General features: G+C 64.8%; 15 protein-coding genes. 13 read left to right on the forward strand and 2 right to left on the reverse strand.

The window, feature by feature from the left end; translation table 11 throughout:
- Nucleotides 1–234: 234 nt before the first annotated feature.
- Genes Q0938_RS13730 through Q0938_RS13755 form a run of 6 tightly spaced genes read left to right on the forward strand, consistent with a single transcriptional unit; the run spans nucleotide 235 to nucleotide 6,145 of the window.
- Nucleotides 235–462 carry a DUF6511 domain-containing protein gene (locus Q0938_RS13730; RefSeq protein ID WP_299363340.1) on the forward strand — a complete coding sequence of 76 codons (228 nt, stop codon included), beginning with the start codon at nucleotides 235–237 and terminating at the stop codon, nucleotides 460–462.
- An 11-nt stretch (nucleotides 463–473) separates the two neighbouring features.
- Complete coding sequence (locus tag Q0938_RS13735; RefSeq protein ID WP_299363342.1) at nucleotides 474–689, forward strand: hypothetical protein; 216 nt, start codon at nucleotides 474–476, stop codon at nucleotides 687–689.
- Nucleotides 686–1,483: a hypothetical protein gene (locus Q0938_RS13740; RefSeq protein ID WP_299363344.1), complete on the forward strand. Its 798-nt coding sequence runs from the start codon at nucleotides 686–688 to the stop codon at nucleotides 1,481–1,483. Before Q0938_RS13735 ends, Q0938_RS13740 begins: the two co-directional genes overlap by 4 nt.
- Entirely contained in the window at nucleotides 1,480–2,229 is a 750-nt protein-coding gene (locus Q0938_RS13745) for a hypothetical protein (RefSeq protein WP_134727214.1), read from the forward strand. Before Q0938_RS13740 ends, Q0938_RS13745 begins: the two co-directional genes overlap by 4 nt.
- Nucleotides 2,226–3,545 carry an AAA family ATPase gene (locus Q0938_RS13750; RefSeq protein WP_134727215.1) on the forward strand — a complete coding sequence of 440 codons (1,320 nt, stop codon included), beginning with the start codon at nucleotides 2,226–2,228 and terminating at the stop codon, nucleotides 3,543–3,545. Before Q0938_RS13745 ends, Q0938_RS13750 begins: the two co-directional genes overlap by 4 nt.
- Nucleotides 3,546–3,553: 8 nt before the next feature.
- Nucleotides 3,554–6,145: a VapE domain-containing protein gene (locus tag Q0938_RS13755; protein WP_299363355.1), complete on the forward strand. Its 2,592-nt coding sequence runs from the start codon at nucleotides 3,554–3,556 to the stop codon at nucleotides 6,143–6,145.
- 34 nt (nucleotides 6,146–6,179) lie between these two features.
- Here Q0938_RS13755 and Q0938_RS13760 read toward each other — a convergent pair whose 3' ends face one another.
- On the reverse strand, nucleotides 6,180–7,250 hold the full coding sequence (locus Q0938_RS13760) for an ImmA/IrrE family metallo-endopeptidase (RefSeq protein WP_299363358.1): 1,071 nt from the start codon (nucleotides 7,248–7,250) through the stop codon (nucleotides 6,180–6,182).
- A gap of 7 nt (nucleotides 7,251–7,257) precedes the next feature.
- Nucleotides 7,258–7,878, reverse strand: a complete 621-nt coding sequence (locus Q0938_RS13765; RefSeq protein ID WP_134727218.1) for a hypothetical protein — start codon at nucleotides 7,876–7,878, stop codon at nucleotides 7,258–7,260.
- Between the two features lie 507 nt (nucleotides 7,879–8,385).
- Here Q0938_RS13765 and Q0938_RS13770 point away from each other — a divergent pair.
- The 7 genes from Q0938_RS13770 to Q0938_RS13800 all read left to right on the forward strand — a co-directional run bounded on the left by Q0938_RS13770 (nucleotide 8,386) and on the right by Q0938_RS13800 (nucleotide 13,946).
- Nucleotides 8,386–8,907 carry a hypothetical protein gene (locus Q0938_RS13770; RefSeq protein WP_299363361.1) on the forward strand — a complete coding sequence of 174 codons (522 nt, stop codon included), beginning with the start codon at nucleotides 8,386–8,388 and terminating at the stop codon, nucleotides 8,905–8,907.
- Complete coding sequence (locus Q0938_RS13775) at nucleotides 8,904–9,104, forward strand: hypothetical protein (RefSeq protein ID WP_134727220.1); 201 nt, start codon at nucleotides 8,904–8,906, stop codon at nucleotides 9,102–9,104. Before Q0938_RS13770 ends, Q0938_RS13775 begins: the two co-directional genes overlap by 4 nt.
- Nucleotides 9,097–9,525: a DUF6362 family protein gene (locus Q0938_RS13780; RefSeq protein ID WP_134727221.1), complete on the forward strand. Its 429-nt coding sequence runs from the start codon at nucleotides 9,097–9,099 to the stop codon at nucleotides 9,523–9,525. The genes Q0938_RS13775 and Q0938_RS13780 overlap by 8 nt, the downstream gene beginning before the upstream one ends.
- 83 nt (nucleotides 9,526–9,608) lie before the next feature.
- Complete coding sequence (gene dgt, locus Q0938_RS13785) at nucleotides 9,609–11,129, forward strand: dGTP triphosphohydrolase (protein WP_299363370.1); 1,521 nt, start codon at nucleotides 9,609–9,611, stop codon at nucleotides 11,127–11,129.
- Nucleotides 11,113–11,886: a hypothetical protein gene (locus Q0938_RS13790; protein ID WP_299363373.1), complete on the forward strand. Its 774-nt coding sequence runs from the start codon at nucleotides 11,113–11,115 to the stop codon at nucleotides 11,884–11,886. The genes dgt and Q0938_RS13790 overlap by 17 nt, the downstream gene beginning before the upstream one ends.
- 462 nt (nucleotides 11,887–12,348) lie before the next feature.
- Nucleotides 12,349–13,725, forward strand: a complete 1,377-nt coding sequence (locus tag Q0938_RS13795; RefSeq protein WP_299363375.1) for a ParB N-terminal domain-containing protein — start codon at nucleotides 12,349–12,351, stop codon at nucleotides 13,723–13,725.
- Nucleotides 13,722–13,946, forward strand: coding sequence for a hypothetical protein (locus tag Q0938_RS13800; RefSeq protein ID WP_299363377.1), 225 nt, complete (start codon nucleotides 13,722–13,724; stop codon nucleotides 13,944–13,946). Before Q0938_RS13795 ends, Q0938_RS13800 begins: the two co-directional genes overlap by 4 nt.
- Nucleotides 13,947–13,998: the final 52 nt, after the last annotated feature.

Here is a 13,998-nt window from a genome sequence, read left to right on the forward strand (position 1 = left end):
CGCGATCTCGCGCTGGATCGTGCTGCAGTCCGAAAGGCTCCAGAGGGCGGGTTGGCCGCCCGAGGACCCGATCGCGAGTTTCTTGCTCGGGTAGCGCTCTGCGCCGTCTGCGCCCGCGAGGCGCGCGGCTTCGGCTACTGCCACGGCCTCCGCTGGCATCGCCATCCCTACCACCGCTTCTGCTCGCGCCGCTGTCAGGACGTGGGCAGCGCCATCGCCCAAAGGAACAACGGCATGATCGACAAGACCGCGCGCGAGGCCCGTGCGATCCGCGATGCGCGGACGCTCTTCGCCGAAGCACTTACCGACCTCGGGCTCATGGAGCCCTTCTTCCATCGCAGCGCCGAGGACATCGACCGCCTGATCGAGGCGGCGGTCACCGGCTACATCGACAGCATGCAGGACCAGGCCGCGCGCAAGGAGCGCACTGGCACGGGCCTCGACGACCCCATTCCGTTTTGAGGGGGCGCGCGATGATCGACCTGAACGACGACACCGCGTCCTGCAGCTGGTCGCACCTGCTCGAGGCGGCCACCGAGAACGCCGTCACCGACTTCGAGATCGAGTTCTGCGACAGCCTCCGCGAGAAGCTCGAGCGGTTCGGCGACAGCGCCCGGCTGACGGAGGCGCAGTTCCACAAGCTGAGCTGCATCGCGCAGGCCGGCGGGTTCTGGGAGCGCGAGCGATGATCGACCTCAACCATGGCTCGGGCTGTCTCTACGGCGCCGGCGCGACGCGTCCGCCCATCGCGGAAGCGGTTTCCGCCGTCATCGATACGGCGCTGTCCGCGCGCCACCGCGCCGAGTGTCCGCGCACCTATGTCAGCTCCTCGGGTCTCGGCCGCGACTGCCTGCGCCAGATCCAGTACGACTTCCTCGCGGTTCCCAAGGACGAGGGCCAGGAGTTCGCGCCGCGCACGCTGCGCATTTTCGAGGCAGGCCACCGGGCCGAGGACATCGTCGCGGGCTGGTTCCGCATCGCCGGCTTCGATCTGCGCACCGAGCAACCCGATGGACGCCAGTTCGGGTTTGAGGCCCTCGGCGGCCGGTTCAAGGGCCATATCGACGGCTGCATCGTCTCGGGCCCCGTCGCGATGGACTATCCCGCGCTCTGGGAGAACAAGGCGCTCGGCGCGGCCAGCTGGAAGGACGTGGTCAAGCGGGGCGTCAGCCTCGCGCGCCCCGTGTATGCGGCGCAGATCGCCCTCTATCAGGCCTACATGGAGCTGCCAGCGCCGGCGCTCTTCACCGCGCTGAACCGCGACACGATGGAATTGCACGCGGAGCTCGTGCCCTTCGACGCTCATCTCGCGCAGGAAATGTCGGACCGCGCCGTCGCCGTGGTGCGGGCCACCGAGGCCGGGGAATGGCTGCCGCGCGCCGCCGCAGAGCGCACCGCAGTCCTTTGCCGCGGCGGCATGGCGGCTGGCAAGTGGCATGTCCCGTGCGCCTGGGCAAACCGATGCTGGAGTGAGCGGCCATGATCCCCGATGCGTATGAGCTCAAGCGGATCGTGCGCGCGCATCGCGAACGGTTCTGGTGCTCCGACCTGCTCGGAGCGGCGGAGTTCGCGCCGATCTATTTCTTCGGCGATCAGGCCGCTTTCGATGGCGATATCGTCGACCGCGCGATGACCCGGGTCTTTACCGGTCCGCTTCGGCTGCCGCATCCCTCCGTGATCTTCGAGGTGCGCGAGCAGCGCGCGTCTCCCTCGGGTCTGATCGTCTGCGCCCGCGCCGACGGCGACATCGTCGAGGCCACGTTCCTCATGCGCAAGCGGGCGCCGCGCGGCTGGACGGATTGCCTGGTGCGGATCTGGATGCATCCGGACGGCAAGGCGGAGATCGAGGGCAACCCGGCGGAGCAGAGTGACGAGACGGTGCGCGGTCACGGCGAAGTCGCCGCCGGCATCGTCTGGCGCGCGCTGACCATCCTCGGTGCGTCCCCGGAAATCCGCGACCGCAAGGTGTCGCTTGCGAAACGGTCTCGCCTGTCCCGTGAGGGCGTGCGCGGATGGGTCTGGCGCCAGGTCGCCATCGATCCAGCGCGCCTGCGCGCGGCGACGCCGCCGCAGGGCGGCAGTCACGCCAGCCCGCGCTGGCACATCCGCCGCGGTCACTGGCGGCAGCTGGCCGACGGTCGCCGGGTCTTCGTCCGCCAGTGCGAGGTGGGCGATCCGACCCGCGGCGGGATCGTCAAGGATTACGCAGTGGAGGCACGCCATTCATGACCGATTTCACCCCATCCGCCACGCAGGCCGCCGCGATCCGCGAGATCAAGGAGTGGTTCGAAACCCGCACGGAAGAGCAGCAGGTCTTCCGCCTGTTCGGCTATGCCGGGTCCGGCAAGACCACCGTGCTGAAGTTCGCGCTCGACGAGCTCGGCCTCTCGCCCCACCGCAGCGCGAAGGACGGCCGCTGCGTGCCGGGCGTCGTCACCGCCACCTTCACCGGCAAGGCCGCGCTGGTGCTGACCCGCAAGGGCACGCCCGCGCGCACCATTCACAGCCTGATCTACTCGGTGATCGAGTCGACCGAGGAGGAAATCGAGGAGGCTGCCCGCAAGATCGCGATGGCCGAACGCGACGCGCTTCGCCTCACCGGGTTTGCGCGCACCACGGCCGACGCCGCGATCGAGGCGATGCGCCAGGGGCTTTCTGCGATGAAACATCCGCGCTTCGCGTTGAACCCGCAGAGCGACGCCGCCGACGCCCGGCTCATCGTTCTCGACGAGGTGTCGATGGTCGGCGAGGAGATGGCGCGCGATCTGATGAGCTTCGGCAAGCCGATCCTCGTGCTCGGCGATCCCGGTCAGTTGCCGCCGATCCGGGGCGAAGGCGCCTTCACCCGTGACGAGCCCGACGTGATGCTGACCGAGATCCATCGCCAGGCGGCCGAGAGCGCGATCATCCGTCTCGCCACCATGGCGCGCGAGGGCCGGCCGATCGGCTTCGGCGTCTACGACGATCATGTCGCCAAGCTCCGCAAGGGCGACATCACGCCGGAACAGGCGTTGCGCGGCGGCCAGCTGATCTGCGGGCTCAACGCCACGCGGCTGCAGATCAACAACGCCATGCGCGCGGCGGCCGGTCTCGGCGGGACCTGGCTGCCCACGGGGCCGGCCGAGAAGATCATCTGCCTGAAGAACCAGAACGATCTGGGGCTGATCAACGGGATGTTCGTGACGCTCGAGGACATCGTCGACGAGGGCAGCCTCTACTTCTCGGCCGTCGTCCATGACGAGGACGGGCGCCACATCGGCGAGCCGTATGAGGACGGGCGTCCGGGCCGGCTGCGCATCTACAAGGGGCATTTCGAAGACCATGTCGCCTACGACGACAAGCGCCATGACCGCGACTACAAGGAGAAGCGTCTGCTGACCGAGGCGACCTTCGGCTGGGCGATCACCGCGCACAAGGCGCAAGGGTCGCAGTGGGAGAACGTGATCGTCTGGGACGACGGGCTGGGCCGCACCGAGATCGACCGGCGCCGCTGGCTCTACACTGCGATCACCCGGGCCGAACGCGGTCTCGTGCTGCTGGCCTGAGGGGCGCGATGATCGACCTCAACGACATCGCGGTCCAGAAGACCCGGCACGATCTCGCGGCGGTGAAGGAGCGGCTCGCCTGCACAGCCGCCGACTGGCTGCCGGGGCTCTTTCCCGAGGCCCGACTTGCGCGGGACCGCCGTTCCTTGCGCTGCGCGGACCTCTCCGGCCGTCCGCCGCGCAAGGAGGGCTCCTGCACCATCCATCTCGACGGGCCCTATGCCGGCTGGGGCTTCGACTACGCCACCGGCGAGCGGGCCGGTCCCATCGACCTGATTGCGCAGGCGACCGGCCTCTGTGACGGCGCGCTCTTCGACGAGGCGGCGCGGCTTGCGGGAATGGACCTGCCGGCGCCGCGGCCCGCGCTGGCGTCGCCCATGCGCGCACGCCCGGACCACTCGGCGGAGATTGCGAGGCTGGTCGCCGGGGCCGTGCCCCTCGCGGGCACGTTGGGCGAGACCTACCTGCGCGCTCGCGGGCTCTCGGATCCCGGAACGTCGGAACTGCTGTTCCATCCCGACCTTCCGGACTTCGACAGTTGCCGGGGCTGGCCCGGCCTGATCGCGATCCTGCGGCTGCCGGGCGGGGAGCGCGCGCCGGGCATCCACCGCACTTTCCTGCTCGACGACGGCAGCGCCAAGGCGCCCCCGGGCAAGAAGATGCTCGGCAGCGTGAAGGATGCCGTGGTCCGGCTGTTCCCGATGCCCGAGGACGGGCATATCGGCATCGCCGAGGGGATCGAGACGGCGCTCGCCGCCCACGCGCTCTTCGGCACACCGATCTGGGCTGCGTTGTCGGCCGACGGTCTGGCGCGGTTCCAGTGGCCCGATGGCACCCGGCGCGTTACCATCTGCGCCGATGCCGGGGACGCAGGTCGCCAGGCGGCCGCGACGCTCTCCGATCGCCTCAACCGGGCCGACATCCCGAACGAGATCGTCGGACCGCTGCATGGCGACGACTTCAACGACGACCTTCTGCGCGGCACCCGCGCCGAGGATTACGCGCGCGAGACAGATACCGCAGCCGAGCCGCAGGCCGGAGATCCGGTCGAGCCGGAGACGGCCACCCCCATCGTCGCCTCTGCCGACGATCCCGCAACGCTGATCGCCGCGGCCGAGGCCCTGACCAACCCGCCCGAGTTCGAAGCACTGTCCACGCTGCTTGGGCGCATCGCGCTTGCAAAGCTCGATCCTCTGCCCGAACGGCAGGTCATCGCGCGGATCAAGTCCGCGACCGGTATCGGCATGTCGGTCCTGACCCAACAGCTGGCCGAGCTCCGCCGACGCGTGAACGCCACTGGCGATCCGCACGCGCCTATCCCGAAGCCCGCCTGGTTCAGGCGCCTCCGGCTCGACCTCGCAGGCGCGCCCGAGCGCAACGAGGCCAACGTCATCGTCGCCCTGACCTCCGATCCGGCCTTCGCCGGCGTTCTCGCCTTCGACGAGTTCGGGCAGGAGATCGTCGTGCGTCAGCCACTCCCGTGGGACGGCGCCACTGCCTCGCTCCCGCGCCCCTGGGAGGATGCCGACGACATCCGCACCGCCGAGTGGCTGCAACTGCGCGGCATCAACGTGGCGCCGGTGGTCGTGAGCCGCGCCGTCGCCGCCGTCGCCCGCGAGCTGCGCATCCATCCCGTCCGCGACTGGCTCGACACCCTGACATGGGACAGCACGCACCGGATCGAGACCTGGACCAGCGCCTATCTTGGCGCGGAACCCACCGCGTTCCACCACACCATCGGCGCGCTCTGGCTGATCTCGGCCGTCGCTCGCATCTACCGCCCCGGCGTGAAAGCCGATCACATGCTGATCCTCGAGGGGCCGCAGGGCGCGCGCAAGTCCACCGCGATCAAGGTGCTGGCCGGCGAGGAATGGTTCACCGACGAACTGCCCGAGCTCGGGTCCAAGGACGCGGCGCTGCACATGCAGGGTGTGTGGATCGTCGAGATCGCCGAGCTCGACGCCATCGGCCGCGCCGAGGTCTCGCGCATCAAGGCGTTCCTGACCCGCACCACCGACCGCTTCCGTCCGCCCTATGGCCGCTACACCGTCGAGGTCCCGCGCCAGTGCGTCTTCGCCGGCACCGTGAACCCCGACACCTATCTGCGCGACGAGACCGGCAACCGTCGGTTCTGGCCGCTCCGCTGCGGCGCCATCGACATCGCGGCGCTGGCCCGCGACCGGGACCAGCTCTGGGCCGAAGCTGTACACCGCTTCCGCAGCGGTGCGATCTGGTGGATCGACGACCCGGCGCTGCTGGAGGAAGCCCGCGAGGAACAGGACCGCCGCTACCAGTCCGACGCCTGGGACGACCTGATCGAGCACTGGCTGACGCACGAGATCCGCACCGTCTCGGACGGCTTCCCCGACTACGGCAATTCCCGGACGGAGAGCGTTCCGCGCCAGGAACCGCTGAGAGATGTGTCGGTCGGCGAGATCCTCGAGGAGGCGGTCGGGCTCGAACCGGCCCGATGGACCCGCGGCGACCAGATGCGCGTCTCAGCCTATCTCAAGGCAAACGGTTGGGAGCGGTACAGGCGGCGCGACGAGGGCGGGCGCGAGGCGCCGCGGGAGTGGCGGTATCGGAGGGTCCTCACATAGTTCCGCCCGCCGCGTCGCTTCCTAGAGGCCCCGGTTATACCGCGCGCAGCGAGCCCTTTGCCTGCCTCTCAGCCGCAACTTCATCTGCCGTCAAACTCCAGATGAGCCCTTCCACCTCGTCGAGCGGCAGGCCGAGTTCTCTCGCGATATCCGCCTTCGTCACGCGCTCCTGCCAGAGCATCGTAAGCACCTGCCGCCAGACCTTGGACTTTTCGCGGCTCATGCCGTTGGGCTCGCCGGTGCGGTAACCGCGCTTGGTCAGATCGATGCAGATCGACTTGTATTGCCACTCAGACAGCCGCCTCAGCTGGTGCAGACGGTAGGCCATCGCCATTGCTGAGACGCGCCAGCGTGCCTTGGCACGAATGACGACATCGGTCGTGATACGCCTGGGAATGCGGGCGATCACGTCTTCCGCGGGCATCAGGAACGCCGAAGCGAAGGCGTTTGCTTCGCGCTCCACGTTTCTCCCCTTCTTCGGGTCGCCGTGCATGTGCATCACCAAGTGGGCCAATTCGTGGGCCGCATCAAATCGGCTGCTTTCGGCGGTCTTGAAGTTGTTCAGAAACATGTAGGGCTTGCCGCCACGCCAGAATGAAAACGCGTTGACCGACGCGGTATTCTCGGTGAGCGAAAACAGCCGGACGCCCTTTGCCTCCAGGAGCGCCAATAGGTCCGTGATGGGCTGCTGCCCGAGCGACCAGTGCTGCCGCACATGGGCAGCTGCAACCTCGGGGTCGCTCTCGTAGGAGAGATCGATGAGCTCAGGCTCAGGCAACCCGAATCGTTCATCGACCCACTCGCTCAGCATCAATCCCACCGACCCGGCGCCAAGAGAGGCGTCGCGTTCTCTCGCTGTCATCTTCGAGAACGAGCGGAAGCTGACAGCGCCGGGATCCACTGCATCGACCTTCGAGCCGAAGAAGAATTCTTCCGGATAACGAAGTGCTCCCGCCAGCTTCACGACGGTATCGGGTTCCGGCTCGTTGCGACCCTTCTCGAGCCGTTTGATCGTATCGACACTCACGCCTGCCTGTTCGGCAAGTGCCTTCGCCGTCAGCCCTCGCCGTGCACGGGCCAATTTCAATCGTGTTTCTTCGAACATGTGACGCCTACTTGCGCACGATCTTGGGCTCGAAGTCTTCCGCGGCACCATCGTCGTCGAGATTCAGGAACGTTTCGTCCTCGTCGCCCTCGGAAAGCAGGAAGATGCGCTCGACGGCACCTTCGAATGTCTTCCCGGAAATCTTCGGCCGGGTAAGCTCTGCCCGCCCAGTCTCATCTACCATGAGATAATAGAACGCCAGGCCGACAGCGTCATCGCGTACGAAATAGCGAAGTTCTTCGGGGTCAAACAGCATCGGACCGCAGGCGCGTTCCGAAGCCGCACCCTTGTCTGATCGCGGCTTCGGCGCCTTTTCACCGCAAGCACGGTCCACGTTGCAGAAGCCAATCTTCAGACCTTTTCGGTCGTTGCGGATGGTCTCGACCCCGTCCTTGCGATCGATGACCCACTCTTCGCCAATGAACTCCTGGCGCAGAGCCGCGACGCCTTCATGATACCCAAAGGTGCCTGCCGCGTTTGAGGGATGCAGCGCTGTCGCGTTGCCGCTCGCAGTGCGCGCAGCCTGCACCGCGTTGACCAGGCCGTCCTTGGTCAATCCCAGCTCGGTGATGCGGCGATCCACATCCCAAGGCTCATCCAGTAGCCTAGTCTCAATCCATCCAGCCATGCTCGATTCCTCATGCCCGTTTTTTCTCCCTACTTGTAGGTTAAAAAAACGGGCACGGTCAAGGTGCACCTTACGCGCGCCGTCCCAACCTCCCCGGTGGTCCCAACCCTGTCCCAACCTCCCGAGGGGGTTGGGGACACGAAAAGCCGTTCAAAAACAACGGTGTCCCCAACCTCACCCCGTGGTCCCAACCTTTTGCTACACATTCATGTGGGAGAACGGAAAAGGTCGGGAACATGTTTTTCTATATGAAAAGAGAAGGACCCCCGTTGGGGACACCGAGGTTGGGACCACATCCATTCAAGCCATTGGAGTGAAACGATAAAGGGCTGTCCCAACCCCCTCGAAGGTTGGGACCACGCGTTCGGAGGTTGGGACCGGGGCGTTCAGAGCGTCGATCGTCGTCCGTCGCCGCGTCGACGGTCGTTTTCGCTTTGGCCCAAGACCGCCGGATGCTAAATCCTTAGGTGACCGAAGCCGAAGGCCCACAGGTTGTGAGCCTTCACGATGAACACACCGATCCCCGCGCAGGACGTCCGCCCCGAACCGGGCGCGATCAACCGGTTCTGCATCCTCGCCCTCGACCTCGGCACCACGACCGGCTGGGCGCTCCGCAGCCACGACGGACTGACCACCAGCGGCACGGTCAGCTTTCGGCCCGGCCGCTTCGACGGCGGCGGCATGCGCTACCTCCGCTTCACGAACTGGCTGACCGAACTCGACCGGCTGTCCAGGTCCATCGCCGCGATCTGGTTCGAGGAAGTCCGGCGCCATGCCGGCACCGACGCGGCCCACATCTACGGCGGGCTGATGGCAACCCTGACCTCGTGGGCTGAACTGCGGGGCATCCCCTACGAGGGCGTTCCGGTCGGCACGATCAAGCGCTACGCCACCGGCAAGGGCAATGCGCCGAAAGAGGCGATGATCGCCGCGGCGCGAGCACGAGGGTTCTCGCCCGCCGACGACAACGAGGCCGACGCCATCGCGATCCTCCATTGGGCGCTCGAGACGAACGGGGGCCTGGGATGAGGTGGTATCCGAAAGGCTACGGCGGCTCGCGCCGGGATCCCGACCAGGTGAAACGCGATGGCTGGCATGACGAAGGCGTGCTCGCCGTCTCCGTCGACGACCACCGCCTGACCTGGCCAGAGCGCGAGCTGGTCCGTCAGCTCGGTGAGAAGCTGTATGGGCCTCGGGCGAACGACCGGGAGGCCGCGAATGGCTGAGTGGACGCCGACCATGGTCGAGGACCGGCTCGAGAGCGCCGCCGACGTGTTCCGCTCGTTGCCCGAGGTGAAGCCGCAGGGCTACTTCAACGCCTGGCCCGAGTACTTCCACAGTTTCGCGGACCAAGTGGGCCAGGAGCCTCGGATGCGCCGGCCCAAGCCCGGGCCGCGTGACATCACGCAGGCCGAGGATGCTCTGCTCTGGCTGCGCTGGCTCGACCCTGCCGATGCGCGCCTGCTCTGGCTCCGGGCGAACCGAAAGCCGTGGAAGCCGATCTGCTGGGAACTCGGCATCAGCCGCGCCACCGCGAACCGGCGCTGGCAGTACGGGATCGCGGTCATCGTCTGGCGCTTGAACGGGAGGCAGGTGCCGCGGAAGCGGTCGATGGAGTTCGTGGTTCGCCGAGCCGATCGAGTCTAGATGAAGACGCAATCACCTGCTAAACCACTACTCATAGTAAGGCTTGGCGTGAGGCCAGAGCGAGTCGGGGAGTGTTGCCGCGCATGATGGATTGGGACCGTTTGCTTAGCGGTGAGCGCCTCGGGGACCTGCTGGGGCGCGAGAAGCCGAAGGGCAAGCCACCCGGACCAGCTTTTGCGGATGGTCAGTTTCGCCTGCCGCAAGAGCGCGACCATGATCGTATCTTGTTCTCAACTCCCTTTCGCAGGATGGGCGACAAGACGCAGGTCTTCCCTCTGGAAAGCATCGAGAGCATCAGAACACGCCTAACCCACTCATATGAAGTGGCAAACCTAGCGCGTTCGCTCGGCCTCGAGATTGCTCACACGCTTTCCGATAGGCTGCCTGCGCACGCCATCAGGGTATTGCCCGCGACACTTGCTGCGGTCGGTCTGGCGCATGATATCGGAAATCCTCCATTCGGACACCAAGGCGAGTTCGCAATTCGGGCTTGGTTCAAAAGGAACAAAGACGTTCTCTTTGTCCCACCCACTGAACCAGAGAACTCCGAGGTTGCCGCAGACGTCAATTTGCTCGAAGACCAGCACAAGAACGACTTCCTTTTCTTCGAGGGTAACGCGCAAACGCTTCGCGTGCTCACGAAGCTGCAGGTTATTGGTGATGATCTTGGGCTGAATCTATCCGTCGGCACGCTCGCGGCGGTCATGAAATACGTTGCGTCATCGGACACCCTCGACAAGTCCAAGCAAGCGCGAAAAAAGGTCGGGTACTTCACGTCTGAGCGCTATGCTGTCGAGCGAATTCGCGAAGAGACTGGTCTCAGCGGCAATAGCCGACATCCGCTCGCCCTGGTCATGGAGGCTTGCGATGACATCGCTTATTCCGTTTTGGATGCAGAGGACGCGATCAAGAAGGGGCTGGTCTCGCTCAACGATCTGCTCGCGGCGTTGGAGTACCACCCCGACGGCGAAGACAAGCTCGATGCGGTAACAAAGCACCTTTGCGAACTTGCCCGTTGGGAGCTGGATTTTCTGCGACGTCAGCAACTTCACCCAAGCGAGCTTCAAGATGTTGCGACCCAGAAGTTCCGCGTTCATGCGATTCACTTGATGGTATCGGCGGTTGCCGAAGCGTTCAGGGAAAACTATGAGTCGATTATTTCAGGTTCATTCGACGATGAACTGATAAAGAAATCTGAGGCAGCGAAACTCTGCAGCGCGCTGAAGAAGTTTGACCGAGAGAACGCATTTAGCCACAAGTCCGTTCTCGAAATTGAGCTGAATGGTTACAACGTGCTCAATCGGCTAATGGATTTCTTATGGGTTGGAATCAGTCAGCGCAAATCTTTTCAAGACTTGGCGAGTGATCGAACGACGCCTTTTGCAGCATACGTGTATAGTCGGATCTCGAAGAACTATCGGCGGATGTTTGAGGGCAAGGTTGAGAAGTACCACCCCGATCCTCGACTACCCATACGTTACAAGGAGATGCAGCTTCTCACGGACATGGTTTCTGGGATGACGGATCAATTCTGCATTGATCTATACAGGGACTTTGAGCAGCACTATCGGGAAATGAGACGGGTCGATGGAACGCCAGCTTGAGAGCAGGATCCATTATTTTTTCAGATCGCGTTATCGCGGGCGTAAAGATGTACACGTTGTACTGAAGGATCTCCGCAGACACGGACGACTGGTATTGGTTGGAGGCATGCTGCGCGACCTCGCATTGTTCGGGAACGCTGGCTTTAGATCCGACTTGGACTTTGTGATTGCACCTTACGATCTCGGTAGCTTCGAAAAGCACATGGGATCAATTGGAGCGCGTATAAATCGGTTTGGTGGTTACGCCTTGCCGTCCAGAAAGTGGCAGATAGATGTTTGGCCCTTGGAGAAAACGTGGGCGCATGTAGCTGGTCATGCGAGGGTGCGCACTGTCGGAGACCTTCGAAGTGCAACGTTCTTCAGGTGCGACGCTATTCTTTATGATCTTGATTATCGGAAGCTGATTGCGGCCCCAGAATATTTTGATGACCTGACAAACAAAGTTCTTGAGATTAATCTTAGACCAAACCCCAATCCGAAGGGAAACGCTGTCCGCGCTTTCAGGTACGCTTTGATGAAGGGGTTCCGGTGGGGGCCTCAGCTCTCTGAATTTGTCGATGAGGTGCTTGAGAGCGAGGGATGGGGCGCCCTACTCGAGGCCGAACGTCGATCCTTTCGTTCGCAGTATCTTCAGGGTATTTCCTTCGAACATCTAAAGCGAGCGCTTCGGTCCCATGTTTCCGGAGATCAGAGCGATCCTTTCGATGCAACGGCGTTTCAAAGAAACGTCCAGCTTACGCTGCCCTATATTCACTAGCGCCGAACGGTCGCCACTTGTTCCGTTGTCAATTGGCCTTTTTTGGTTGAGACATTTTCTTGCGAGACACCGGACTGCGAGACGGATCACCTTTCTGACGGTATCCATGACGATATACTCGGGGTCGTGCGCTCGGGCGAACCGACGCTCATCCTGAGGTGGACACCGGGGCTGGCTTCCGGGGTCCGGCCGGGGTCCGGGCCGCCAAGCCTTTGTTTTTCGGTTCCTTTCCGGGTCGAAACGTATGCTGGCGGGCGAAGCGCGGGACATCGCCAGCGACAGGGCCGGATTTTTGGGAAGCCACCCGGAAGCCGGACCCATCCGCGCCGCGCGCAACCACCAATGAACGCTGGCCTTTCGACCGGACACCTCTGGTAGTCGCTGGACCCCGCTTGGAGTCCAGCTCGGCAACCGGAGTCCGGAAGCCACCGGCATCTACCCGACCGAGGAACCTTGCCCACCATGACGCTGAGCTTCGCCCCGGACGCGATCGAGACGTGGCCGCTGGCCAAGCTCCAGCCCTACGCGAAGAATGCGAAGGCGCACGGGCCGGACCAAGTCGCGAAGATCGCCGCCAGCATGGCCGAGTTCGGCTGGACCGTGCCTTGCCTCGTGGCCGAGGACGGCGAACTGATCGCGGGCCATGGCCGGGTGCTGGCCGCCACGCAGCTCGGGCTGACCGAAGCGCCGGTCATCGTGCTCGGGCATCTGACCGAGGCGCAGCGGCGGGCTTACCGGATTGCGGACAACAAGCTGACGGAACTCGGCACCTGGGACGAGGCGCTGCTGTCGGCGGAAATGAACGACCTCTTGGCCGAGGATTTCGACCTGTCGCTGGTCGGGTTTTCCGATGGCGAGCTCGACAAGCTGCTGGCCTTCGTGCCGGAGGGGGACGGTGAAGGAGGTGGCGCCGGGGGCTCCGTGCCGCCGGTGACCATCCCCGAACCACCGCGCAATCCGGCGTCGCGGACGGGCGATCTCTGGATCCTCGGCGACAACCGCCTGCTGTGCGGTGACAGCACCAGCGCTGCCGATGTGCGTCGCCTGATGAATGGCGAGCGGGCGATCCTGTTCGCGACCGACCCACCGTATCTGGTGGACTACGATGGCTCGAACCACCCGACCCGGAACAAGGATTGGTCCGCGTCTTATGGCACGACCTGGGACGACAGTTCGCAGGGGGCGGAACTCTACGACGGGTTCATCGCTGCAGCCGTGGCGGAAGCGATCGCCGAGAACGCCGCCTGGTACTGCTGGCACGCCTCGCGCCGCCAGGCGATGCTCGAGGCCTGCTGGGAGAAGGCGGGCGCCTTCGTGCACCAGCAAATCATCTGGGTGAAGGACCGCGGGGTGCTCACCCGCTCGCACTATCTCTGGAAGCACGAGCCCTGCTTCATGGGCTGGCGTCGTCCGAACCGCCCGCCGAAGGTCTCCGAGCAGACGCTGCCCTCGACGTGGGAGATGCCGTCTTTCGCCAGGGACGAGCGCCCCGACCACCCGACGCCGAAGCCGCTCGACGCGTTCGGGATCCCGATGCGCCAGCATGTGGCGCGGGGCGGCCTCTGCTACGAGCCGTTCTCGGGGTCAGGTTCGCAGATCATGGCGGGGGAAGCCAATGGCCGCCGCGTCTTCGCGATGGAGATCAGCCCGGCCTATGTCGATGTCGCCGTAGAGCGCTGGCAGGCTCAGACCGGCAAGGACGCGATCCTCGACGGCGACGGCCGGACCTTTGCGCAGGTGAGGACCGAGCGGCTGGGCGACGACGATACCGCGCCCAAGGCAACGGCCGACACCGATGCCGCGCCCGAACCCGCGCGAAAGCGCAAGTCCGCCGCATGAAGCAGTCGCGCGCCATGTCGCTGATCGAGTCCGTCGCTAACGTGATCGTCGGCTACGGCATTGCGGTCGTCACGCAGATCCTGATCTTCCCCTTCTTCGGCCTGCACACGACGCTGGCGCAAAATCTGCAGATGGGCGCCGTGTTCACGGTAGTCAGCATCGCCCGGACCTTCGCCTTGCGGCGGCTGTTCGAGACAATCCGGATGCGGAGCGCCAAATGATCGACCGCCGCCCCGGAGGGACGGCGGTCATCAAGTTGTCGGGGTCGGGTGT

Origin of the sequence: uncultured Paracoccus sp. (assembly GCF_947496875.1) — a bacterium.
In the GTDB taxonomy this organism is placed as follows: Bacteria; Pseudomonadota; Alphaproteobacteria; order Rhodobacterales; family Rhodobacteraceae; genus Paracoccus.

What these genes read in the sequence shown, in the direction of transcription:
- Q0938_RS13730 (WP_299363340.1), top strand. Translation starts at nt 235, where the DNA reads ATGATCGACAAGACCGCGCGCGAGGCCCGTGCGATCCGCGATGCGCGG.
- Q0938_RS13735 (WP_299363342.1), top strand. Translation starts at nt 474, where the DNA reads ATGATCGACCTGAACGACGACACCGCGTCCTGCAGCTGGTCGCACCTG.
- Q0938_RS13740 (WP_299363344.1), top strand. Translation starts at nt 686, where the DNA reads ATGATCGACCTCAACCATGGCTCGGGCTGTCTCTACGGCGCCGGCGCG.
- Q0938_RS13745 (WP_134727214.1), top strand. Translation starts at nt 1,480, where the DNA reads ATGATCCCCGATGCGTATGAGCTCAAGCGGATCGTGCGCGCGCATCGC.
- Q0938_RS13750 (WP_134727215.1), top strand. Translation starts at nt 2,226, where the DNA reads ATGACCGATTTCACCCCATCCGCCACGCAGGCCGCCGCGATCCGCGAG.
- Q0938_RS13755 (WP_299363355.1), top strand. Translation starts at nt 3,554, where the DNA reads ATGATCGACCTCAACGACATCGCGGTCCAGAAGACCCGGCACGATCTC.
- Q0938_RS13760 (WP_299363358.1), bottom strand. Translation starts at nt 7,250, where the DNA reads ATGTTCGAAGAAACACGATTGAAATTGGCCCGTGCACGGCGAGGGCTG.
- Q0938_RS13765 (WP_134727218.1), bottom strand. Translation starts at nt 7,878, where the DNA reads ATGGCTGGATGGATTGAGACTAGGCTACTGGATGAGCCTTGGGATGTG.
- Q0938_RS13770 (WP_299363361.1), top strand. Translation starts at nt 8,386, where the DNA reads ATGAACACACCGATCCCCGCGCAGGACGTCCGCCCCGAACCGGGCGCG.
- Q0938_RS13775 (WP_134727220.1), top strand. Translation starts at nt 8,904, where the DNA reads ATGAGGTGGTATCCGAAAGGCTACGGCGGCTCGCGCCGGGATCCCGAC.
- Q0938_RS13780 (WP_134727221.1), top strand. Translation starts at nt 9,097, where the DNA reads ATGGCTGAGTGGACGCCGACCATGGTCGAGGACCGGCTCGAGAGCGCC.
- dgt (WP_299363370.1), top strand. Translation starts at nt 9,609, where the DNA reads ATGATGGATTGGGACCGTTTGCTTAGCGGTGAGCGCCTCGGGGACCTG.
- Q0938_RS13790 (WP_299363373.1), top strand. Translation starts at nt 11,113, where the DNA reads ATGGAACGCCAGCTTGAGAGCAGGATCCATTATTTTTTCAGATCGCGT.
- Q0938_RS13795 (WP_299363375.1), top strand. Translation starts at nt 12,349, where the DNA reads ATGACGCTGAGCTTCGCCCCGGACGCGATCGAGACGTGGCCGCTGGCC.
- Q0938_RS13800 (WP_299363377.1), top strand. Translation starts at nt 13,722, where the DNA reads ATGAAGCAGTCGCGCGCCATGTCGCTGATCGAGTCCGTCGCTAACGTG.